This is a genomic window from Mycobacterium scrofulaceum, assembly GCF_002086735.1.
GTDB classification, from domain to species: domain Bacteria; phylum Actinomycetota; class Actinomycetes; order Mycobacteriales; family Mycobacteriaceae; genus Mycobacterium; species Mycobacterium scrofulaceum.
The window spans coordinates 64463-86384 of sequence record NZ_MVIJ01000011.1; the positions used below are offsets into that span (position 1 = coordinate 64463).

Sequence of the window (21922 nt, forward strand, 5' to 3'; positions counted from 1 at the left end):
CATGCCTTTTGACAGCAGGCCGGGGCCGTCTGCCCCTACTGTCCGGCCCAGTGCTATCGAACGCTCGCCGCGGCGGGTGCCGAAACCGCGCACCGGAGTCGTCCGAATTCCCCGCGTCAGCACTGTTAGTGGTCTTTGCGCAGCGCTTCGATTGCGGTGTCGAGGTGGCGGAGCGCTTGCTGGGCAAGCGCATTCATGGATTTCCGGTTTCCGGGTTGCAGCCAGCGCTGGAAGGCATCGGCGAGGGCGAGCGCGCCGACATTGGCGGCCAGGTTCGCGACAGGCGGTTTCACCCCGCGCGCGACCAGCGCCTCGGCCATCGCCGCTGTCAGGGCGGCGGCCTTGAGCAGGTCTCGCTCTTTCAGTTCGGGATTGGCGTCGATGACGGCCTGACGTTTGGCCAGAAATTCGCGACGGTCGTTTGCGAAGCCGGCGGAGAACGCGGTCAGCGCGGCGCCGATCGCTTCCATGGGGCCGGCTTCGGCGGGCGCAGCGGCGATGGCGTCGGCGAACATGCCCCGGTAGGCATCCTGGCCGCGGAAGAGAATCTCGCGTTTGTCGGCGAAGTGACGAAAGAACGTCCGTTTGGTCAATCCGGCACGCTCGGCGATCTCGACGACCGTGACGTTCTCATATCCACGGTCGGCGAACAATTCCACCGCCGCGGCCCCCAGTCGCTCGGCCGCGTTGGGTTCCCACCGACTCATAAGCGCATTCTAAGGTGCGCAGCCAGCGATGACACCAAGTGCCGTCTAGGTGTATGGTGATGACACCAGGTGCCGTACTTTCGGCTCCGCACCACACCTCTGCGCAGACGGGAACAGCAATGACGGATCTTCGCGCAGCCTACGGGCAGTACGCGCTTGTGACCGGGGCGTCCGCGGGCATCGGAGAGCAATTCGCACGGCAGCTCAGCGCCGCGGGCATCAACGTCGTCCTGGTGGCGCGCCGCAAAGATCGGCTGGAGGCCTTGGCCACTGAGCTCTCCCATGCACACGGCACCGACAACGTCGTGATCGCGATGGACCTGCTCTCCGACGCGGCAGTGGATGAATTGGCCCGTCGGGTCGGTGATCTCGACGTCGGGATCGTGGTGGCGAACGCCGGGATCCCTTCGGCGGGGGTGCTGGTGAACAGTTCGCTCGCCTACGAACTCGAGGTTCTCGCCCTGGATGCGGTGGTGCCGCTGCAGATGGCGCACGTTTTCGGCAACGTCTTGGTCCGGCGGGGTCGCGGGGCCATCGTCTTGGTGGCATCCAGCCTCGAAGCCAGCGCGGTGCCGTATGTGGCCAACTACGCGGCGGCCAAGGCGTACGTCTCCTCGCTGGGTCAGGCGTTGCACTACGAACTGAAACGGGACGGCGTCGACGTCCTGGTCCTGTCCCCGGGAATGACGGAGACCGACATCGCCAAGCGATCCTCCGGCCTTGACCTTCAGAAGATCAGCGGCCCAAGGATGGCGGCGGCGCCGGTTGTCGAGGCGGCGTTGAACAGCCTGGGCAAGCGGGCGCGTGTCGTACCGGGCGGCAGCAACCGCCTCGCCGATCTTCTGATCAAACACGTGATTCCACGATCGTTGTCGGTCAAGATGTTCGGCTGGCTATTCGGCCGCGCTCTCGTCGAGACCGCAGCGCATCAGCACTGATGCGGAAAACACTTTACTGCAATGTATTTCGAAAGGAGCCAGCCCTTGCATATTCCCGGCATGCCAGTCGACATCCCTGACGAGATGCTCTCCGCGGTGATCCGGCCCGAATTCGCCGACCTGCCGTCGGTCGAAGTCTTCCCCGGAGTCGCAAGCTATCTGGATCGCCCGTATGCCACCCTGATCGGGTTTCGGCAACTCACCATGGATCTGCACATCCCGCATCGCCCTGCGGCAACCCCGGTTCCCGTAATCGTGTACGCGCATCCGGGGGGCTTCTTCACCGGCATCAAACAGATGGGGCCGTGGCGATTCTTGCTCGACGCTGGGTTGGCTGTGGTGTCGGCCCAGTACCGACTCAGCGGCGAAGCCGTCTTCCCCGCCGCCATCCACGACGTCGCCGCCGCCGTGCGCTGGGTGCGGGCCAACGCGGATCGCTATGGCTTCGATGCTGAGCGCATCGTCGGATTCGGTTCCAGCGCAGGCGCTTACCTGATCAGCGCCGTCGCGCTCGCGGGCGATGGCAGCGACCTGGTCGGCGGCACCGAACCCTACTCGCAGCTGTCCTGCGGATTGGCGGCTGTCGTGGAGCACTACGGACCCACCGATTTCCTTCGACACGATGAGGACGCGCACCCCGATGCCATCGAACGAATGCACGGTCCGGACAGCACACTGGCGCGCTTCTTCGGATTCCTCCCCTCCACCCGACCGGAGGTGGTCGAGCGGGGAAACCTGTGCCGCCTCGCACACCCGGGCGCGCCCCCGTTCCTGATCGCCCACGGCGACCGCGACCGCCGCGTCGGCATGGAGCAGAGCCGACGCCTTCACCGCGCGCTCACGGCGGCGGGGGTCCGGGCAGACCTGGTCGAGATCCCCGGGGGTGACCACGGGTCTGCCCAATTCAACGCACCGCCGCTGCACCAGACCACACTGGCATTCCTCGAATCCGTTTTGGCACTGACCCTTCCCCACCCCGTTGACACACCACATCGCTGATCGGAGAACGTACATGCCCACTACGAGGCGAATCCAGTACCACCAATACGGTGGGCCGGAGGTGCTGCGGCTCGAAGACTTCGAACCCAGGCAACTCGGCGCCGACGACGTTCTCGTCCGGGTGTGCGCCGCCGCCGCCAACCCGATGGACTTCGGAATTCGAAGCGGCAGAATGAAGATGGTGACCGGCCGCAGCTTCCCGCGCGGGTTGGGCTACGACTTCGCCGGCGTCGTCGAGGCCATCGGTGAAAACGTCACCCGGCTCCGCGTTGGCGACGAAGTGCTCGGGGCGGCGTCGATGAAGGACTCGGGCGCATTCGGCGATGTGGTCGTCGCCGGCCAGGCGGGCGTGGTCCACAAGCCCGCCGGGCTGCCCTTCGACGCGGCCGCGACGCTCCCGATCGCCGCGGGCACGGCCTACCAGGCGCTCTTCCGGGTAGGGAGCTTGCAGCCAGGGGAATCGGTGTTCGTGCATGCCAGCCTCGGCGCGGTCGGCCGCTCAGCCGTCCAAATCGCGTCGACCCACGGTGCCACCGTGGCCGGCAGCTGCCGCCCCCGCTCCGAGCCCGAGGCACGCGAACTCGGTGTCGACCCCATCGTCGACTTCGATTTCGACCCCACCGCACTCAACCGGCGCTTCGACGTCGTGCTGGACACCGCCGGCACCTTGCCGATCAAGAAAGCCCGAAGAATGCTGGCCCGGGGAGGGCGCATCGTCAGCGTCAAGCCCAGTCCGGCGAACATGCTCAGAAGCGGCCTGCCCGGACCCTTCCATGTCGTGATCGGCAAGTTCGTCACAGCCGATCTCGAGGCCGTCGCACGCGCCGCCGGCGACGGCCACTTGCGGCTGCCGATCGCTCAAACGGTGCCGCTGGCACAAGCAATCCCCGCCCTGACGCAACTCGAACACAACGGATTCGCCAAGCGGGGCAAGCTCGTCATCGTGCCTGGCTGAGTCAGCCGGGCAGCGACACCACGCGCCCCGCATCCGACATCTCCGACCCGACAGCACCGAAGGCGAGTCCGCTCATCAGCGGATCGATGGGCCCGCGCATCACCACCCCCATCCAAAGCCTCTGCTACACCCGCGCCGACCATCAGATGGGTGACGCCACCATTCCCGACGGTTCGCGCGTCCTGCTGTCGTTCGGAGCGGCCAGCGAACTCATCGCCCGCGTCGGCGACACCACGCCCGAAGGCCCCACGACATGGTCGACCCATAGCTCGCTCCGCGGCCCCGCCCGGCTGACCGCGGCGTAACGCCGCCGACGACTGGTCCGGCGCCCCCAAGGCCCCCAACGGAAAAAACCGCGGACCCAAATTGGGTCCGCGGCTGTTCCGATGTCTTGCGACACCACATTGGTAGCGGGGACAGGATTCGAACCTGCGACCTCTGGGTTATGAGCCCAGCGAGCTACCGAGCTGCTCCACCCCGCGTTGGTGAATGCCAGGTTACCGAACCCGCATCACCGCGACCAAATCGCGCGGTCACCGGCGTTCCGGCGGCCGGATTGCCGCCACGGTCGTGGCGGGTGAGCCACCCACAGCCGCCACGGCAATTTCGGCGAGTTTTAATGCGACGGCGGGTTCAGCCCGTACCGCTGCGCGATGTCGTCCATCCAGTCGGGGGACCCGTAGGTCAGCCCGTATCTATCGGCCAGCTCGCCGAACTCGGGCAACTCGTGCAGGACCTTGCCGGCCGGGTCGGCGGCGTGCGCGACGAGCAGTTCCCCGAGCTCGCGGAAATAGTTCTCGAACCCGCCCGGGGTGATCACCTCGATGATGCGGCCCGGCTCGCTGCCGGCGTTCCACATCGCGTGCATCTGGCCGCGCGGCTTGGTGATGTAACCACCGGGTCCGAGGACAACCTCGCTGTCGTCGGAGCGGAAGCCGATCTCACCGGCCAGCACGATCGAGTGCTCGTCCTCCCGGGTGTGCATGTGCGCCGCCGTGAGCAGGCCGACCGCGAACGGGTGCTCGACGATGGAGACCTCACCGCCGTTGGTCTTGCTGGACAGCTTGAACACCGCCCCGAACCCGGGGAGGGCGACATGCTCGCCCTCCCCCGGCCGCACCACGGTGACCCTGGTTTCGTCCAATTCGGTCATGTGACTCGCCTTCCCGGGCCCGTCACCCCGCCGCGGCGAGGTCCGCCGTTCCGTGAGGCGGCCACAGCGGCTGCGGCACCTCGACACCGAACGGCTCGCCCCAGCCGTTCCGGGAGGAAACCTCATGCACGGGGCGCCGGTTCGCCGCCAGACCCCACTTGCCCAGCGGGTAGCCCAGGGTCAGCATGGCCGCCATCTTCCAGCCCTCCTCGACGGGCACGCCCAGCAACTCGTTCACCCGGTCCCGGGAATTGTTGAGGACCATCGTCAGCACGCCGCCGACGCCCTCGGCGCGCGCGGCGAGCAACGCACTCCAGATCGCCGGATAGATGTTGGCGCCGCCGAGGTCGTCGATGGCGAAAACGAAGAGCAACAGCGGGACCCGTTCGAAGTGGTCGGCCAAGTAGTCCCCGGAGCCCTTGATTCGGCGCATCGTTTCGGCGTGGGTGGCCGGGTCAGCACCGGGGGCCGGCATCACCATCGGGCCCTTCCCTGTCCGGAACTTCTCGTATTCCAGAGCGCGGGCCTCCCGGAACAACCGGGCGAACTTGCCGATCAGCTTGCGGTTGTCGACGGCCACAAAGTGCCAGCGCTGGGTGTTGCCGCCGTTCGGTGCCCGCACGGCCGCGTCGAGGATGCGCGCCTGGGTGTCCAGCGGAATCGGTTCCGGCCGCAACCGCCGCATCATCCTGGTGGTGTAGAGCGCCTCGTGAACGTCCATTTGCCTGCTCCTTCCCGCTATTCGGGCCAGCTGTTGTCAAGGATCGTGTCGACGAAGTCGACACGCTCGAAGGCGGGATCGAAGTGCGCCAGCACGTCGGCGTTCATGGTGCCGGCGGTGGTCAGCGGGCGGTGCTTCATCCCGTCGTTGAAAGCCGCGAGGATGCGGTTCTTGAAATCGGGGCGCGGGTGGGCGGCCGTCACCGCCGCGAGGGCATCGGGCGCCAGGGAGTCGCGGCCGACGCCGACCACGTCCACCTCGACACCGGCCTGCAGCAGAGCGATCTCGGGGTCGAGGAACTCCGGGACGCCGGGCGTGGTGTGCAACGCGATCCCGAGCCACACCTTGACGGCGTCGGCCGCGTCGACGCCACGGGTGGTCAGGAAGTCGCGGGCCGCGTTCGCCCCGTCGACCTCGAAGCGGATCGTGGAGCTGCGGTAGCGCTCCGTGAGCCCGATGTCGTGGAACATCGCCCCGACGTAGAGCAACTCCAGGTCCGGCCGCAGCCCGCGGCGCGCGCCCTGCAGCGCGCCGAACAGGAACACCCGGCGCGAATGGTTGAACAACAGGTCGTCCTCGACGTCGCGGATGAACTCGGTGGCCTCGCGCGCCAACGGCGAGTCGGGGATGCGGATGCCGGCGATGATTTCGGTGGACTGAGTGGTCATGACCGTTAGTGTGCGACCTTCCCGGCCCTCCGACCGTGGGTGTTCGCGCCGTCCTGTCCACAGAAAGCGACACAATGTCTTGCGTGGGTGAAGCGGGAGCGCGTTCGCGGACGGTGGTGATCGTCGTCTTCGACGACGTGACGCTGCTGGACGTCGCGGGGGCCGGCGAGGTGTTCGTCGAAGCCAACCGGTTCGGCGCCGACTACCGGCTCAAAATCGCGTCGGTGGGCGGGCAGGACGTGACGACGTCGATCGGGACCCGACTGGGCGTGACTGACGACATTTCGTCGATCGAGTCGGCCGACACGGTGCTGGTGGCCGGCAGCGACCACCTCCCCGCGCGGGCGATCGATCCCGCCCTCGTCGAGGCGGTCAGGTCGGTCTCGGCACGGTCGCGGCGGACGGCATCCATTTGCACGGGGTCGTTCATCCTCGCGCAGGCCGGGCTGCTCAGCGGCCGGCGGGCCACCACGCACTGGCACGACACCCGGTTGCTGTCCCGGGCCTTCCCGGACGTCACCGTCGAGCCCGACGCGATCTTCGTCCGCGACGGCGAGGTCTTCACCTCGGCCGGCATCTCGTCGGGCATCGACCTGGCGCTGGCGCTGGTCGAGATGGATTACGGGACCGAACTGGTTCGCAACGTGGCCCGGTGGCTGGTGGTCTACCTGAAACGAGCGGGGGGCCAGTCGCAATTCTCGGTGTTGTTGGAGGCCGACCCGCCGCCCCAGTCGCCGCTGCGGGCGGTCATCGACGCGGTCGCCGCCAACCCGGCCGCGAACCACAGCGTGAAATCCCTTGCCGCGCGGGCGTCGCTGAGCACCCGTCAGCTCACCCGGCTCTTCCAATCCGAGCTGGGGATGACCCCGGCCCGTTACGTCGAGCTGGTTCGGATCGACTTCGCCCGCGGCGCACTGGAATCCGGCCGATCCGTCAGCGAGACCGCGGGCATGGCCGGCTTCGGCAGCATCGAAACCCTGCGGCGGGTGTTCGTCAACCACCTGGGCATCAGCCCGAAGGCCTATCGGGAGAGGTTCCGAACGGCCTACGCCTGAGGATGGTCGACGTCCCGCCCGCGGGCCGCGCCGAGCGTGCGCAGAATGCCAGGCGTACCGGCGTGTCGCCGTACTGGGGGTACCTGCGCTTGCCGGGGGAACACGGACGCTCGCGGCGACTGAGGCGAGCTATTTGGTGTTGTTGTACTTGGTGATCGCGTCGTCCAGCCGCTGCAGCGCTGCGCCGTAGCCGGCGAAATCGCCCTTCTTCTGGGCGTCCTTGACCGCGCCCAGCGCCGCCTGGATCTCTTGCAGCGCAGCGGATTTCGCCGGCGACAGCGTCGTCGCACCGTCGGGAGCGGGCGGAACCGCCGCCGCGGGCGGCGACGGTGCTCCCGGCGTTCCCGCCGGCGCGGGCGGGGTGGCGGCGGGTGGGGCCGCCTGGGGGTTGCCGGCATCGGTCGGCTGGATGCCCGTCGCGGCCGCCCCGGCGCCGGGCCCGAAGAGCCCGGTCAGCGCGTCGCGCACGGTGGGGCCGTAGCCGATCTTGTCGTTGTACATCATCGCCACCCGGATCAACCGCGGATACGACGAGGCGGCGTCACTGGCCCCAGGGGAGGCGTAGACGGGTTCGACGTAGAGCAGGCCGCCCTGGCCCACCGGCAGGGTCAGCAGGTTGCCCCAGCGGATCCGGTTCTGGTTGTCGCGCCCGATCACGCCGAGGTCCTGGGACACCGCCGGATCGGTGGTGATGGCGTTGTTGGCCAGCTTCGGCCCGTTCACCTGACCGGGGATGGTCAGCACGGTGATCCTGCCGTACGTCGCCGGGTCGGAGCTGGCGCTGATGTAGGCGGCCAGGTAGTCGCGCTTGAACCGGTTCATCGCGCTGGTCAGCTGATACGACGCCGTATTGTCCTGCTTCGCAATGTTTTTCGCGACGATGTAGTACGGCGGCTGATAGCTGCTGGCTGTCGGGTTCGGGTCCAGCGGCACGTCCCAGAAATCGGACGTGGAAAAGAACGTCACGGGGTCGTTGACGTGGTACTTGGCCAGCAGCATCCGCTGCACCTTGAACAGGTCCTCGGGGTAACGCAGGTGCTCGGCGAGTTCGGGGGTGATGTCGCTCTTCGGCTTGACCGTGCCGGGGAAGACCTGCATCCACGCCTTGAGCACCGGGTCCTGCTCGTCCTGCTGGTACAGCGTGACGGTGCCGTCGTAGGCGTCCACCGTCGCCTTGACCGAGTTGCGGATGTAGGACACCTGCTTGTCGGGCGCCAGCTTGTTGAACGCGACCTCGTTGGAGTCGGCGGTGGCCGATTCGAGCGAGGTGAGTTCGGAGTAGGGATAGTTGTCCAGCGTGGTGTAGCCGTCGATGATCCACACCAGTCGCTTGTTGACGATCGCCGGGTACACCGAGCTGTCGGTGGTCAGCCACGGCGCGACCGCCTCCACCCGCCGCGCCGGGTCGCGATTGAACAGGATCCGGCTGTTGGAGCCGATCACGTTGGAGAACAAGAAGTTTCGCTCCGCGAATTTGGCGGCGAAGACACTGCGGGACAACCAGTCGCCGACGGGCACTCCCCCGAGCCCGGTGTAGGTGTAGTTCTTGGTGTCGGAGCTGGTCTCGTAGTCGTATTCGCGGTCGGCCCCGTTGCGCCCGACGATCGCGTAGTCGGCGGACGCGCTGGAAATGACGGGGCCGTAGTAGATACGCGGCTGGTCCAGCGGCGCCGGGCCGTCGGACACCACGTTGCCGTTGGCGCCGACGACGTTGACCAGGAATTCCGGGTAGCCGCCGTTTTGGTTGGGGTCGTTGGCTATTCCGCGCACCGTGTTGGCCGGCGAGGCGATGAACCCGTTGCCGTGGGTGTAGACGGTGTGCCGGTTGATCCAGTCCCGCTGGTTGTCGATCAGCCGGTCGGGGTTGAGTTCGCGGGCCGCGACGACGTAGTCGCGCAGCGCGCCGTTGCGGTCCAGGTACCGGTCGATGGACAGCTGGTCGGGGAAGTAGTAGAAGTTCTTGCCCTGCTGAAACTGGGTGAACGCCGGGCTGACGATGGTCGGGTCGAGCAGCCGGATGTTGGACGTGGTCGCCCGGTCGTCGGCCACCTGCTGCGCGGTGGCCTGCGTGTCGCCGGCGTAGGTGCGGTAGGTGACCACGTCCGACGTCAGCCCATACGCCTGCCGCGTGGCCCCGATGCTGCGGCTGATGTATTCGCTTTCCTTCTGCGCCGCATTGGGTTTGACGCTGATCTGTTCGACGATCATCGGCCACGCGGCGCCCACGATCAGTGAGGACAGCAGCAGCAACACCAGGCCGATGGCCGGGATCCGCAGGTCTTTCAGGACGATCGCGGAGAACACCGCGGCCGCGCAGATCAGCGCGATCGCCATCAGGATCAGCTTCGCCGGCAGCACCGCGTTGATGTCGGTGTACCCGGCGCCGGTGAACGGCTTGCCCCCGCGGGTGTGCGACAACAGCTCGTAGCGGTCCAGCCAGTAGGCGACCGCCTTGAGCAGCACCAGCATCCCCACCACGGTCACCAGCTGGATGCGGGCCGAGCGGCTCAGCGCGCCGGTACGGCCGGACAATCGGATCCCGCCAAAGATGTAGTGCGCCAACACGTTGGCCACGAACGCCAGGAAGACGGCCACGAACAGGTAGCTCAGCAGCAGCCGGTAGAACGGCAGGTCGAACGCGTAGAAGCCGAGGTCCTTGCCGAACTGCGGATCCCGGATGCCGAAGTCCCCGCCGTGCATGAACAGCTGGATGCGCACCCAGTAGCTCTGCGCGATGATGCCGGCCAGCAGGCCGACGGCGATCGGGACGCCGATGCCCACCAGCCGCAGCCGGGACAGGACGACGGCGCGGTAGCGGGCCACCGGATCGTTGTCGTTGCTCGGCACGAACACCGGGCGGGTGCGGTAGGCCACCGCAAGGCCGGCGAACACGATGCCGCCCACCAGCAGCCCGGCCACCAGGAAGACGATGAACCGGGTGACCAGCACGGTGGTGAACACCGAGCGGTAGCCCAGCTCACCGAACCACAGCCAGTCCACGTACGCGTCGATCAGCCGGGGACCGGCGAGCAGCAAAGCGATCACACCCAGCGCGATCAGGATCAAAATCCGGCTGCGCCGAGTCAGCTTCGGCATCCGTGCGGTGGGCCGCATCCCCACTGGCTACGCTCCCTGCTTGGTTGATCGACGGTGACAACTCTACGCATCGCGCGAACCGCGATCCGGGTCGAGCTTCAGCAGCTCGGCGCCTGACCCCCCGACGTGATCGCGTGCAGCGCGTCGACCGCCTGGCTGAGCGTGTCCACCTTCACCAGGCGCATGCCGGAGGGGTTGTCCGAGTTCGCCTCGTAGCAGTTCTTGGCCGGCACCAGGAACACGGTGGCGCCCGCGGCGTGGGCGGCGACCATCTTGTGCGTGATGCCGCCGATCTGACCCACCTTCCCATCGGCGGAGATGGTGCCGGTCCCCGCGATGAACTTCGACCCGGTCAGGTCACCGGTGGTCAGCTTGTCGACCACCGCCAGGCTGAACATCAAGCCGGCGGACGGTCCGCCCACGTTGGCGAGGTTGAAGTCGACGACGAACGGCGCCCAGGGCGCGGTGAGCACGGCGACCCCGAGGAAGCCGTAGTCGCGATCCTTGTTCGCGCCCAGCGTAATTTGCACGACGCCGGCCGGCTCGTTCTTGCGCCGGTAGTCGATCGTCACGGTCTGACCGGGTTTGGTGCCCTTCAGCAGCCCCGTGAACTGGTCGACGTCGGCGACCGGGGTGCCGTTGACCGCGTCGATCGCGTCGCCGCTCTTCAGCTTGCCGGCGGAGGGGCCCGGGTCGGTGACCTTGGCGACCGTCACCGCGGCCGGGTACTTCAGGTAGCCCAGCGCCGCATATTCGGCGCTGTCCTCCGACTCCTTGAAGTCCGCGGTGTTGGCCTTGTCGACCTCGTCGCGCGACTTGCCCGGCGGGTAGATCAGGTCGCGCGGTACCAGCTGCTCCTGGCCCGAAAGCCACAGCGTCAGCGCCTCGCCCAGGGTCAGTTCGTCCCGCTGGGACACCGTGGTCATGTTCAGGTGCCCCGTGGTCGGATGCGTCGCGGTGCCCTCGATCGCCACCACCTGCTTGCCGTCGACCTCACCGAGCGTGTCGAAGGTGGGGCCGGGACCCAGGGAGACGAACGGCACCGTCACCACCGCGAGCAACACGCCGAAGACCAGGATCGGCACCAGCGCGACCATCAGGGTCAGAATCCGCCTGTTCACGCCGATTACACTAGACGGAGCCCGCGGCGCCGGTTCAGCCACAAGCTGACCCGAGACCGCCCGGCCGGTTCCGCCGGTGAGTACCGTTGACGGTATGGCTGACCTGCCTTTCGGCTTCTCCCCAGGGGAAGACCCCGACAAACCCGGGAAGAAAGATCCCAATTCGGGCTCCGGCGGCTCCGACCCGTTCGGCGCATTCGGCATGGGCGACCTGGGACAGATCTTCACCCAGCTGGGCCAGATGTTTTCCAGCGCGGGCACCGTGATGGCCGGGGGCGAGACGTCCGGACCGGTCAACTACGAGCTGGCGCGCCGGGTGGCCACGAACTCGATCGGGTTCGTCGCGCCCATCCCGGCCACCACGCACTCGGCGATCGCCGACGCCGTGCACCTGGCCGAGACCTGGCTGGACGGCGCCACGGCGCTGCCGGCCGGCACCACCAAGGCGGTGGGCTGGACCCCGGCCGACTGGGTCGACAACAGCCTGCAGACTTGGAAGCGGCTGTGCGACCCGATGGCAGAACAGATTTCGACGGTGTGGGCGTCGTCGCTGCCCGAGGAGGCCAAGAGCATGGCCGGCCCGCTGATGGCGGTGATGTCGCAGATGGGCGGCATGGCCTTCGGCTCCCAGCTGGGCCAGGCGCTGGGCCGGTTGTCCCGTGAGGTGTTGACCTCGACCGACATCGGCCTGCCGCTGGGGCCCAAGGGTGTCGCCGCCGTCCTGCCCGACGCCCTGGAGTCGTTCGCCGCCGGGCTCGAACAGCCCCGCAGCGAGATCCTGACGTTCCTGGCCGCCCGCGAGGCCGCCCACCACCGGCTGTTCAGCCACGTGCCCTGGCTGTCGAGCCAGGTGCTCGGCGCCGTCGAGGCCTACGCGCGGGGCATGCAGATCGACATGAGCGGGATCGAGGAGCTGGCCCGCGACTTCAACCCGGCGACGCTGTCCGACCCGGCGGCCATCGAAAACCTCTTGGGACATGGTGTTTTCGAGCCGAAGGCCACCCCGGCGCAGACGCAGGCGCTGGAGCGCCTGGAGACGCTGCTCGCGCTGATCGAGGGCTGGGTGCAGGTGGTGGTGACCGCGGCCCTGGGCGATCGGATACCGGGCGCGGCCGCGCTCAGCGAGACGCTGCGCCGCCGCCGCGCCACCGGCGGTCCGGCCGAGCAGACCTTTGCGACGCTGGTGGGCCTGGAGCTGCGGCCCCGCAAGATGCGGGAAGCCGCCGCGCTGTGGGAACGCCTCACCGAGGCCGCCGGCGTGGACGCCCGAGACGCCATCTGGCAACACCCCGACCTGCTGCCCGACGCCGAGGACCTCGACGAGCCGGCCGGCTTCATCGACCGGGTCATCGGCGGCGATACCAGCGGCATCGACGAGGCGATCGCCAAGCTCGAGGAAAATCCCGAGGACCCGGGCGCCGGCCCGGTGAATGGCTGATTGTCGCGGCCAACCCATTCGACGAAAGCACGGACGCACAACGCAATTCGCGTGCAGTGCACGGCTGCGCGATGCCCGGCTCAGGTCGCTCACCGCGGCCCGGTGCACTAAACTAGCAACGCGGTGCTGGCTAACGGACGCTAGATTTTTAGGTGGGGAAATGCGCAAACAACCAATCATCGCTGCGGGGCTCGCGACAGTCGCCCTGGCGTTCGGCGCGGGGGTCGCGCAAGCGGATCCGGCTCCGGACCCCAATGATCCCGGCAACGAGGCCAACTGGCCGTGCGGCGTGACGGTCGGACCGGTCACCACGACGAACGGAACGGTCATCGGAATACGCGGCGGCAAACCGTGCCCACCGCCGCCCCCACCGGCCGAACAACCCTGACGGTCACGGCCCGTCCAAGCTTGGCGGCAACGTGCGGGCTCTTGATCCTCGGGCCGCGGTGCTGTGGATAACTGACCGGGCCCACCGCGCCCGGCGTGGCACAGTCGGCGTCCATGCCGCAGACTCTCTACGCGCTGGACCCGGCGATGCCGGTGTTGTTGCGGCCAGACGGCGCGGTCCAGGTGGGCTGGGATCCGCGCCGCGCCGTGCTGGTCCGTCCACCTACGGGCCTGGCGGCCGCGGGGCTGGCCGCCCTGCTGCGGTCGATGCGGTCGCCGACGCCATTACCGGAACTCCAGCGGCGCGCCGCCGACCGCGGCTTGCGGGACGCCGGGAGGCTGAACGACCTGGTCGCCCGGCTGGTCGGTGCCGGCGTGGCGGCCGAATGCGCGAAGTCCCGCGGTAGGGCGCCGTCCATCCGGATCCACGGCCGCGGCCCGCTCTCGGAGCTGCTCGTCGAGGCGCTGCGCTGCTCGGGCGCCCGGATCGCCCACAGCCGCCAACCCCACGCCGCCGTGACCGCCGGCGCCGTCGACCTGGTCGTGCTGGCCGACTACCTGGTCGCGGATCCGCGCGTGGTCCGCGACCTGCACGCCCAGGGCGTCCCGCACCTGCCGGTCCGGGTCCGCGACGGCGTCGGGCTGGTCGGCCCGCTCGTCATCCCGGGCACGACGAGCTGCCTGACGTGCGCCGACCTGCATCGGCGGGACCGCGACGCGGCGTGGCCGGCCATCTCGGCGCAGCTGCGGGAAACCATCGGGGTCGCCGACCGTGCCACCCTGCTGGCGACTGCCGCGCTGGCGCTCAGCCAGGTCAACCGGGTGATCGCCGCCGTGCGGCAGCAGGAGGCGGTACCGCCCCAAACGCTGAACGCCACACTGGAATTCGATCTCGGCGCGGGTGCCATCGTCGCGCGGCAATGGACCCGGCACCCGCTGTGCGCCTGCTGAAAGCTAGCCCAGCCGCCCCTGTTCCGGGACGTTCGCCGACACCGACTCGTATGCCGTGGCGAGCTCGTGCAGGACCTCAGCGGTCAAGGTGCCGTCGTTGCGGTGTCTGTCCAGCGTCTCGATGATCGCCCGGAACAGGGAGTCCGCCGCGTCGTGCTGCGATTGCTTTGCTGCCATGGGAGACAACCTAGGGCGCCGCGCCGCCGGCCGCCCGGCGGCGGGGTGTTGCGAAGATCAAGCGCGAGCGGGGCCGGCCGTCATGGATGATGGATACGTGGCAGACATCAAACGCGGCCGTGCGGCGCGGAACGCGAAGCTGGCCAGCATCCCGGTCGGCTTCGCGGGCCGGGCGGCTCTCGGCTTCGGTAAGCGGCTGACCGGCAAATCGCGGGACGAGGTCCAGGCCGAGCTGATGGAGAAAGCCGCCAACCAGCTGTTCACCGTCTTGGGCGAACTCAAGGGCGGGGCGATGAAGGTCGGCCAGGCCCTGTCGGTGATGGAGGCCGCCATCCCCGACGAGTACGGCGAGCCGTACCGCGAGGCGTTGACCAAGCTGCAGAAGGACGCCCCGCCGCTGCCCGCGAACAAGGTGCACCGAGTGCTCGACGGCCAGCTGGGCACCAAGTGGCGGGAGCGGTTCAGTTCGTTCGACGACAAGCCCATCGCTTCGGCCAGCATCGGCCAGGTGCACAAGGCGGTCTGGGCCGACGGCCGCCCGGTGGCCGTCAAGATCCAGTACCCGGGCGCCGACGAGGCGCTGCGCGCCGACCTGAAGACCATGCAGCGGATGGTGGGCGTGGTCAAACAGCTCGCCCCCGGCGCCGACGTCCAGGGCATCGTCGACGAACTCGTCGAGCGCACGGAGATGGAACTCGACTATCGGCTGGAGGCCGACAACCAGCGGGCCTTCGCCAAGGCCTACGAGGGCCACCCGCACTTCGCGATACCGCACGTCGTGGCCAGCGCGCCCAAGGTCGTCGTCCAGGAGTGGATCGAGGGGCTGCCGCTGGCCGAGATCATCCGCGACGGGACCCGCGAGCAGCGCGACCTGATCGGCACCCGGTTGCTGGAGCTGACCTTCGACGCGCCGCGCCGGCTGGGAATGCTGCACGGCGACGCGCACCCGGGCAACTTCATGCTGCTCCCGGACGACCGGATGGGCGTCATCGACTTCGGCGCCGTCGCACCGCTGCCCGGCGGCTACCCCGTCGAGCTCGGCATGACGATCCGCCTGGCCCGAGACAAGAACTACGACCTGCTGTTGCCGACGATGGAGAAGGTGGGCTTCATCCAGAAGGGCCAGCAGGTGTCGGTGCGCGACATCGACGAGATGCTGCGCCAGTACGTCGAGCCCATCGAGGTCGAGGAGTTCCACTACACCCGCAAGTGGCTGCAGCGGATGACGGTGGGCCAGATCGACCGCTCGGTGTCGCAGATCAAGACGGCCCGGCAGATGGACCTGCCGCCCAAGCTGGCCATCCCGATGCGCGTCATCGCGTCGGTCGCCGCCATCCTGTGCCAGCTGGACGCGCGGGTGCCGATCAAGGCGCTCTCCGAGGAGCTCATTCCCGGCTTCGCCGAGCCCGACAGCGCGATCGTCTAGGCCGCGACACCGTCTTTGCGGGGACGTCCGCGCGGCCGTTTGAAGCTCAAAATCGACCCGCGGTCGAGGATTTCGCCGCCCCACACGCCCCACGGCTCGGCCCGCTCCAGCGCCGACGCCAGGCACTGGCGCCGGATCGGGCAGCCCGCGCAGAGCGCCTTGGCGCGCTCGAGGTCGGCCGGGGTCTCGGCGAACCAGAGGTCCGGGTCGCCAACGTGACACGGCAACACCGGCGACGGCCGCCGGGGGACTGTCAGTGCCGACATGTCCTGCTCACCTGCTTCCTGGTCGGGGCTTGAATCTTGGTGATCCGGACCGGGGAGCGGGCGTGCGCCCGAAAAGACTATGGCCACGGATCCTTGACTTCGGGTCCGTGGCCATTCGGTGAAAACCGGGGAGTTAGGCAGCCATTCGGTGGACCTCGAGTCTTGCGGACGCGTTCGTCGCGGCGGCGGCGCGATGCTTCAACGCCTTTGCCGAAACGGCAACATCGGCACTGTGGGCGGCATGCTTCAACGTGGCCGCCGCGGCGGCCACGTTCACACCGAACGCGTCGTTGATCATCGTGGCCACCTCCCTTCGTCGTGCCAAAACGCAGCTTCGAGGGTAAACCGTCGCCGACGTCCGGGACAAACGATTTTCTGACCTGCACCTTTCGGTGTCAGCCGCCGCGCACCAGCTCCAGCACGTCGGGCCCGTACTGCTCGAGCTTGCGCGCGCCGATGCCGGGGATCGCGATCAGCGCGTCCTCGTCGCCGGGGCGCAGCTCGGCGATCGCGATCAGCGTGTTGTCGGTGAACACGACATACGCGGGCACCTTCTGTTCCTTGGCGACGTCGAGGCGCCACGACTTGAGCCGCAGCAGCAATTCCTCGTCGACGTCGCCCGCGCAGGTTTCACAGCGCCGCAACATCACCGCCGCCGCGGAGGACAGGTCCTTGTTGCAGACCCGGCAGCGCGCCGCGGGCCCCCTATTGCGCCGGGACTTGTTGGGGCCGCCGTCGGCGCGCGCCTGCGGCGCGATCCCGTTGAGGAACCGCGACGGCTTGCGGCCCTGCCGTCCGCCGGGGCTGCGCGCCAGCGCCCAGCTCAGCGCCAAATGCATTCGGGCCCTGGTGATCCCGACGTAGAGCAGCCGGCGCTCCTCCTCGACGGCCTCGCTTTCGGGGCCGTGCGCCAACGCGTGCGAGATGGGCAGCGTGCCGTCGGCCAACCCGACCAGGAACACCGCATCCCACTCCAGGCCCTTGGCGGCGTGCAGCGAGGCCAGCGTGACGCCCTGCACCACCGGCGGGTGCCGCGCGTCGGCGCGCAGGCGGAGTTCACCCAGCAGGCCCGCAAGGTCCAGCTGCGGGCGCTGGGCCACCTCGTCGTCGACCAATTCGGCCAGCGCGGTCAGCGCATCCCAGCGCTCGCGGGCGCGGCTGCCGACCGGCGGCTCGGCCGTCAACCCCAGGGGCTCCAGGACCGCGCGCACGACGGCGGGCAGCGGACCCTCGGCGCCGCGCTCGGCCGCACGCTGCACCGCCAGCAGCGCCTGCTTGATCTCCTGGCGGGTGAAGAATCCCTCGCCGCCGCGGACCTGATAGGGGATGCCCACCTCGGTCAGCGCCTCCTCGTAGGCCTCGGACTGGGCGTTGACCCGGTACAGCACCGCGATCTCCGACGGCGGGGTGCCCGCCTCGATCAGCCGGGTGATCGACGCGGCGACCGCGGCGGCCTCGGCCGGTTCGTCGGTGTGCTCGTGGAACGACGGCGCGGGGCCGGGCGGGCGCTGCCCGGTCAGGTGCAGCTTGCTGCCGGCCACCCGGCCGCGGGCGGCGGCGATCACCTGGTTGGCCAGCGACACCACCTGCGGGGTGGAGCGGTAGTCGCGCTCCAGGCGAACCACGGTGGCGTCGGGGTAGCGGCGCGAGAAGTCGAGCAGGAACCGCGGCGAGGCCCCGGTGAAGGAGTAGATCGTCTGGTTGGCGTCGCCGACGACGGTCAGGTCGTCGCGGTCACCCAGCCACGCCTGCAGCACCCGCTGCTGCAGGGGCGTGACGTCCTGGTATTCGTCGACGACGAAGCAGCGGTAGCGGCCCCGGAACTCGTCGGCCACGGCGGCGTCGTTCTCGATCGCGGCCGCCGTGTGCAGCAGCAGATCGTCGAAGTCGAGCAGCGTCACCGATTCGTCCCGGGCCTTCAGCGCCTCATAGGCGGCGTAGACGGTCGCGACCCGGGCGGCGTCGAGCGGGATGTCCCGCCCGGCCGCGGCCACGGCGGCCGGGTACTCCTCGGGGGTGATCAGCGACGCCTTGGCCCACTCGATCTCGCCCGCCAGGTCGCGGACGTCGTCGGTGCTGGCGTTGATCCGGCTGCGGCTGGCCGCCCGGGCCACCACCGCGAACTTGGTGTCCAGCAGCTGCCAGCCGGTGTCACCGACCACCCGCGGCCAGAAGTACCGCAGCTGCCGGTGCGCGGCGGCGTGAAACGTCAGGGCCTGCACCCCGCCCACGCCGGTGTCCGTGCCCGCCGCGGCGTCCAGCGTCCGCAGCCGGGAACGCATCTCCCCCGCCGCCCGCTGGGTGAAGGTGACCGCCAGCACCTGCCCGGCCGCCACGTGGCCGCTCGCCACCAGCTGCGCGATCCGGTGCGTGATGGTGCGGGTTTTGCCCGTTCCCGCGCCCGCGAGGACACACACCGGTCCGCGCGGAGCCAGCACCGCCTCGCGCTGCTCGTCGTCCAGTCCGGCGGTCAGGGCGTCGGCGACCATCGGCATGGCGTCCATCTTGGCAGCGGTGGCCGACAAACGCGCCCCCGCCCACCGCGCGTCGGCGAGTTGTCGCGGTGCCGCGGCGCGGAACACATTGCCGCCCGGCTACGTTAACGGGCTATGACCACTGCCCCGATCACCGTCTACACGACCTCATGGTGTGGCTACTGCCACCGGCTGATGACCGTGTTGAAGTCCAACGGAATCCCTTACGAGGCGGTCGACATCGAGCACGACCCCGCGGCGGCCGAGTTCGTCGGCTCGGTCAACGGCGGCAACAGGACCGTTCCGACGGTGAAGTTCGCCGACGGATCGACACTGACCAACCCGAGCGCGGCCGAGGTCAAGGCCAAGCTGGCCGAAGCCGGCACCGGATAGGCGGCCGCGGCCGCACCGACACGGCGCCACCACGTGCCGCGCCGGCTGCCGGCCCGGGCCTTACCATTGGGGACCATGGCGTCGAGTCTTCGGTACGCCCGTTTGCTGCGGCGTCTGTCGGCGGCCGGCGTGGCTTGGGCCGCCATCGCGTCCGTGGCCGCGGCGTGCTCGCACTCCCCGACCAGCACGACGTCGCCCCCTTCCGCCCACGACTACGCCGAGTCGCTGGTCATCAGCCTCGACGAGGCCCGTCGCATCGCCAATTTCGAAGGCTTGCAACCGTATTCGTATGCCGACCGCGACCATCCGCCGCGGCGGGCCGTCGGCAACCCGCCGGGTCCGTGCCGCGCGGTGGGGACCACGGACCTCACCTTCGCCGGGGGCTGGAAAGAGTACCGTTCGGTCGGCTACAGCGGCTCGACCGACGACTTGCGGCCGGGCGGCGTCGCCCCGATCAACGAGGTCACCAACGCGGTTGTCGTCTATCCGGACGCGGCCGCAGCGCGGGGGGCCCTCAACCAGTTGCACTCCACCCTGGACCAGTGCGTCGCCCTGCACCACAACGCCTACGACTTCGCCCTCAACAAGCCGGACACCGAGACGGTCAAGCTCGACTCCGACGGCTGGGTCCACCTGTACACCGTCAGGTCGTCGGTCCTGGTGTCCGTCGGCGTGCTCGGCATCGAACCGACGCAGCAGGTCGCCGACAACCTCCTGCAGACGGTGACCGGCCGCATCAAGTAGCCGCCCGAATCAGTCGACCGCGGCCCAGGATTCGATGATCACGCGCGCGATCGAAATGGACCCCGGCAGCAGCAGTTTCGACTCCGCCGAACTGGACCAGTCGCCGGCGGCCAGCGCCTCGCGCACCTCGTCGCGGCTGAACCAGGCCGCCTCGACGATCTCCCCGTCGTTGAAGGAGAAGCCCTCGCCCGGATCAGCGACGGCGTGGAAGCCGACCATCAGTGACCGCGGGAACGGCCACGGCTGGCTGCCCAGGTAGCGCACGTCGCGGACCGTCAACCCGATTTCCTCGCGGATCTCGCGGGCGACGCAGACCTCGAACGATTCACCGGCCTCGACGAACCCGGCCAGCAGCGAGAACATCCGCTCCGGCCACGCCGCCTGGCGGGCCAGCACCGCGCGGTCGCCGCCGTCGTGGACCAGGCAGATCACGGCGGGGTCGATGCGCGGGAACTCCTCGTGGCCTGTGACGGGGTTGACCCGCGCCCAACCCGCCCGCGCCGGCCGGGTCGGCGAGCCGTCCACCGCGCTGAACCGCGCGGAATCATGCCAATTGAGCAGCGCCACGGCCGACGAGACCAGTTGACTGCTGGTGTCGTCGAGGATCGCGCCAAGGCCGCGCAGGTTCACCACCTCGGCGCGCACATCCGCGTCCTCGGGCGCCTCGAGCGCGCCGCGGATGGCCCACACGTGCCGGTCGTTGTCGAGGCGTCCCAGAAACACCGCTTCCGGTGGCGGCCTGTCGGCCAGCTTGGCCGCGGCGCCGAGCACGACCCGGCCGTCGGCGACCAGCACCTGGCTGCGCGAATCCACCCGCAACAGCGCCGCGTCCGCCCAGCCCGCGGTGGCCGCCTCCACGTCGGTGCGCAACTGGTCGGCCCGGTCGGCGCCGACGCGCGAGAGCAACGGAACCTCGCGCAGCCGAAAGTCAGCGATCGCCACTACGCCCTCCCCTCGTGGCGACCCGCTTCGACCGGTCCCCCGCACGCGGGAGGTGCCCCCACCGCCGCTCTCGCGATCGCCACCGGTGACTCGTGGCGACCCGCTTCGACCAGCTTCGCCGCTCTCGCGATCGCCACCGGTGACTCGTGGCGACCCGCTTCGACCGGCTTCGCCGCTCTCGCGATCGCCACTAGTGCCCCGCGTGGCGGATGTAGAGCAGCCGGTCGTTGGCCTCGACCGCGTCCACCTCGGGCGCGCCGATGCGCAGCAGGTGGCCGTCACGCACGACGCCGAGGACGATGTCGCGCAGATGCCGCGGGGAACCGCCGACTTCGGTCGGCTCCACCTCACGCTCGGCGATCGCCAGCCCGACGTCCGGGGTCAGCAGGTCCTCGATCATCTCCACGACGCTGGGTGTGGTGGTGGCCAGGCCGAGCAGCCGACCCGCGGTCGCCGAGGAGACCACCACGGAGTCGGCGCCGGATTGCTGGAGCAGGTGCTGGTTCTCGGCCTCCCGGATCGACGCCACGATCTTGGCGTTGGGGGCGAGCTCGCGTGCCGTCAAGGTCACCAGCACGGCGGTGTCGTCGCGGCTGGTCGCGACGATGATCGACGCGGCGTGCTGCGCCCCGGCCAGCCGCAGCACATCGGCCTTGGTGGCGTCGCCGTGCACGGTGACCAGCCCCGCGGTGGCGGCGTGCTCGAGGGTGGTGCGGTCGGTGTCGACGACGACGACGTCGCCCTGGGCGGCCTCGTCACCGAGGATGGCGGCGACCGCCGTCTTGCCCTTGGTGCCGTAGCCGATCACGATCGTGTGGTTGCGCACTCTGCTCCTCCAACGCTGAATCTTCCACCCTTGGCGGGACCGCTCGGAGAGCACCTCGAGGGTCGTGCCGACCAACACGGCCAGGAACGCGATCCGCAGTGCGGTGAAGATCAGGGTGTGCACCAAACGTGCGGTCTCGGTGAACGGGGTGATGTCGCCGTAGCCGGTCGTCGACAGTGACACCGCGGAGAAGTACAGGCAGTCCAGGAAGGTCAGCGGCTGGCCCCGCACGTCGCGGTACCCGTTGCGGTCGAGGTAGACGATGACGGCCGCGGCGAACAGCACGACCAGCGCGATGGCCACGCGGCGGGTGATGACGCGGATAGGGCTGGCGTGATCCTCGGGGATGCGCACCACGCCGATCAATTGGTGGCCTCGCTGCGCGGTCAGCGCCTGGTCCAGACCGTTCAGCTGCCGGGATCTACCGTTGGGCACGGCGGTCCGTCATCGGCTCGGCGCCAGCGCGGGAGACAGCACGACTCAAT

General features: G+C 69.1%; 23 protein-coding genes and 1 tRNA gene. 11 read left to right on the forward strand and 13 right to left on the reverse strand.

All coding sequences use genetic code 11. The features are described 5' to 3' along the window. Window positions 1-125: 125 nt before the first annotated feature. Window positions 126-659, reverse strand: coding sequence for a TetR/AcrR family transcriptional regulator (locus BST44_RS09755; protein WP_244184769.1), 534 nt, complete (start codon window positions 657-659; stop codon window positions 126-128). Between the two features lie 167 nt (window positions 660-826). On the opposite strand from BST44_RS09755, the gene BST44_RS09760 reads away from it, so the two are divergent. The 4 genes from BST44_RS09760 to BST44_RS09775 all read left to right on the forward strand — a co-directional run bounded on the left by BST44_RS09760 (window position 827) and on the right by BST44_RS09775 (window position 3904). After that, the gene (locus BST44_RS09760; protein ID WP_083176911.1) at window positions 827-1645 is read left to right on the forward strand and encodes an SDR family NAD(P)-dependent oxidoreductase; all 819 of its coding nucleotides are present in this window, start codon (window positions 827-829) and stop codon (window positions 1643-1645) included. A gap of 60 nt (window positions 1646-1705) precedes the next feature. After that, window positions 1706-2644 carry an alpha/beta hydrolase gene (locus BST44_RS09765; protein WP_158086648.1) on the forward strand — a complete coding sequence of 313 codons (939 nt, stop codon included), beginning with the start codon at window positions 1706-1708 and terminating at the stop codon, window positions 2642-2644. A gap of 13 nt (window positions 2645-2657) precedes the next feature. Then, entirely contained in the window at window positions 2658-3599 is a 942-nt protein-coding gene (locus tag BST44_RS09770) for an NADP-dependent oxidoreductase (protein ID WP_083176913.1), read from the forward strand. An 86-nt stretch (window positions 3600-3685) separates the two neighbouring features. Continuing rightward, the gene (locus BST44_RS09775; RefSeq protein ID WP_208619764.1) at window positions 3686-3904 is read left to right on the forward strand and encodes a hypothetical protein; all 219 of its coding nucleotides are present in this window, start codon (window positions 3686-3688) and stop codon (window positions 3902-3904) included. Between the two features lie 100 nt (window positions 3905-4004). On the opposite strand, the gene BST44_RS09780 is transcribed toward BST44_RS09775, so the two are convergent. The 4 genes from BST44_RS09780 to BST44_RS09795 all read right to left on the reverse strand — a co-directional run bounded on the left by BST44_RS09780 (window position 4005) and on the right by BST44_RS09795 (window position 6141). Then, window positions 4005-4081: transfer RNA gene (locus BST44_RS09780), tRNA-Met, on the reverse strand. A 134-nt stretch (window positions 4082-4215) separates the two neighbouring features. Then, complete coding sequence (locus BST44_RS09785) at window positions 4216-4752, reverse strand: cupin domain-containing protein (RefSeq protein ID WP_083176914.1); 537 nt, start codon at window positions 4750-4752, stop codon at window positions 4216-4218. A 22-nt stretch (window positions 4753-4774) separates the two neighbouring features. Beyond that, window positions 4775-5473, reverse strand: a complete 699-nt coding sequence (locus BST44_RS09790) for a nitroreductase family protein (protein WP_083176915.1) — start codon at window positions 5471-5473, stop codon at window positions 4775-4777. Between the two features lie 17 nt (window positions 5474-5490). Continuing rightward, the gene (locus BST44_RS09795; protein WP_083176916.1) at window positions 5491-6141 is read right to left on the reverse strand and encodes an HD domain-containing protein; all 651 of its coding nucleotides are present in this window, start codon (window positions 6139-6141) and stop codon (window positions 5491-5493) included. Between the two features lie 74 nt (window positions 6142-6215). Between BST44_RS09795 and BST44_RS09800 the strand changes: the two genes are divergently transcribed. Then, window positions 6216-7196 (forward strand): GlxA family transcriptional regulator, encoded by a 981-nt coding sequence (locus BST44_RS09800; RefSeq protein WP_083176917.1) that lies wholly within the window; start codon window positions 6216-6218, stop codon window positions 7194-7196. 129 nt (window positions 7197-7325) lie between these two features. Here BST44_RS09800 and BST44_RS09805 read toward each other — a convergent pair whose 3' ends face one another. Continuing rightward, window positions 7326-10316, reverse strand: a complete 2991-nt coding sequence (locus BST44_RS09805; protein WP_083176918.1) for a UPF0182 family protein — start codon at window positions 10314-10316, stop codon at window positions 7326-7328. Window positions 10317-10390: 74 nt separating this feature from the next. After that, the gene (locus BST44_RS09810; protein WP_083176919.1) at window positions 10391-11413 is read right to left on the reverse strand and encodes a YlbL family protein; all 1023 of its coding nucleotides are present in this window, start codon (window positions 11411-11413) and stop codon (window positions 10391-10393) included. 76 nt (window positions 11414-11489) lie between these two features. On the opposite strand from BST44_RS09810, the gene BST44_RS09815 reads away from it, so the two are divergent. The 3 genes from BST44_RS09815 to BST44_RS09825 all read left to right on the forward strand — a co-directional run bounded on the left by BST44_RS09815 (window position 11490) and on the right by BST44_RS09825 (window position 14189). After that, window positions 11490-12851, forward strand: a complete 1362-nt coding sequence (locus BST44_RS09815; protein ID WP_167380179.1) for a zinc-dependent metalloprotease — start codon at window positions 11490-11492, stop codon at window positions 12849-12851. A 160-nt stretch (window positions 12852-13011) separates the two neighbouring features. Further along, window positions 13012-13239, forward strand: a complete 228-nt coding sequence (locus BST44_RS09820) for a hypothetical protein (RefSeq protein WP_083176921.1) — start codon at window positions 13012-13014, stop codon at window positions 13237-13239. 113 nt (window positions 13240-13352) lie between these two features. After that, entirely contained in the window at window positions 13353-14189 is an 837-nt protein-coding gene (locus BST44_RS09825; RefSeq protein WP_083176983.1) for a TOMM precursor leader peptide-binding protein, read from the forward strand. A gap of 3 nt (window positions 14190-14192) precedes the next feature. Here BST44_RS09825 and BST44_RS30370 read toward each other — a convergent pair whose 3' ends face one another. Next, entirely contained in the window at window positions 14193-14366 is a 174-nt protein-coding gene (locus BST44_RS30370; protein WP_167380180.1) for a hypothetical protein, read from the reverse strand. A gap of 82 nt (window positions 14367-14448) precedes the next feature. Between BST44_RS30370 and BST44_RS09830 the strand changes: the two genes are divergently transcribed. Continuing rightward, a complete protein-coding gene (locus BST44_RS09830; RefSeq protein ID WP_083176922.1) occupies window positions 14449-15792 on the forward strand; it encodes a macrolide-binding ATPase MABP-1 in 1344 nt (447 codons plus the stop codon). On the opposite strand, the gene BST44_RS09835 is transcribed toward BST44_RS09830, so the two are convergent. The 3 genes from BST44_RS09835 to BST44_RS09840 all read right to left on the reverse strand — a co-directional run bounded on the left by BST44_RS09835 (window position 15789) and on the right by BST44_RS09840 (window position 18553). Then, complete coding sequence (locus BST44_RS09835) at window positions 15789-16058, reverse strand: WhiB family transcriptional regulator (protein ID WP_083176923.1); 270 nt, start codon at window positions 16056-16058, stop codon at window positions 15789-15791. The genes BST44_RS09830 and BST44_RS09835 overlap by 4 nt on opposite strands. A 133-nt stretch (window positions 16059-16191) precedes the next feature. Next, window positions 16192-16356 carry a hypothetical protein gene (locus BST44_RS30375; RefSeq protein ID WP_167380176.1) on the reverse strand — a complete coding sequence of 55 codons (165 nt, stop codon included), beginning with the start codon at window positions 16354-16356 and terminating at the stop codon, window positions 16192-16194. A gap of 97 nt (window positions 16357-16453) precedes the next feature. After that, window positions 16454-18553, reverse strand: coding sequence for an ATP-dependent DNA helicase UvrD2 (locus tag BST44_RS09840; RefSeq protein ID WP_167380183.1), 2100 nt, complete (start codon window positions 18551-18553; stop codon window positions 16454-16456). 114 nt (window positions 18554-18667) lie between these two features. On the opposite strand from BST44_RS09840, the gene mrx1 reads away from it, so the two are divergent. Beyond that, window positions 18668-18925 carry a mycoredoxin Mrx1 gene (gene mrx1, locus BST44_RS09845; protein ID WP_065445028.1) on the forward strand — a complete coding sequence of 86 codons (258 nt, stop codon included), beginning with the start codon at window positions 18668-18670 and terminating at the stop codon, window positions 18923-18925. A gap of 75 nt (window positions 18926-19000) precedes the next feature. Beyond that, entirely contained in the window at window positions 19001-19669 is a 669-nt protein-coding gene (locus BST44_RS09850) for a sensor domain-containing protein (protein ID WP_083176924.1), read from the forward strand. Window positions 19670-19678: 9 nt separating this feature from the next. On the opposite strand, the gene nudC is transcribed toward BST44_RS09850, so the two are convergent. Both nudC and BST44_RS09860 read right to left on the reverse strand, forming a co-directional pair. Further along, entirely contained in the window at window positions 19679-20611 is a 933-nt protein-coding gene (nudC, locus tag BST44_RS09855; RefSeq protein ID WP_083176925.1) for an NAD(+) diphosphatase, read from the reverse strand. A gap of 190 nt (window positions 20612-20801) precedes the next feature. Then, on the reverse strand, window positions 20802-21872 hold the full coding sequence (locus tag BST44_RS09860) for a potassium channel family protein (RefSeq protein ID WP_083176926.1): 1071 nt from the start codon (window positions 21870-21872) through the stop codon (window positions 20802-20804). Window positions 21873-21922 lie beyond the last annotated feature (50 nt).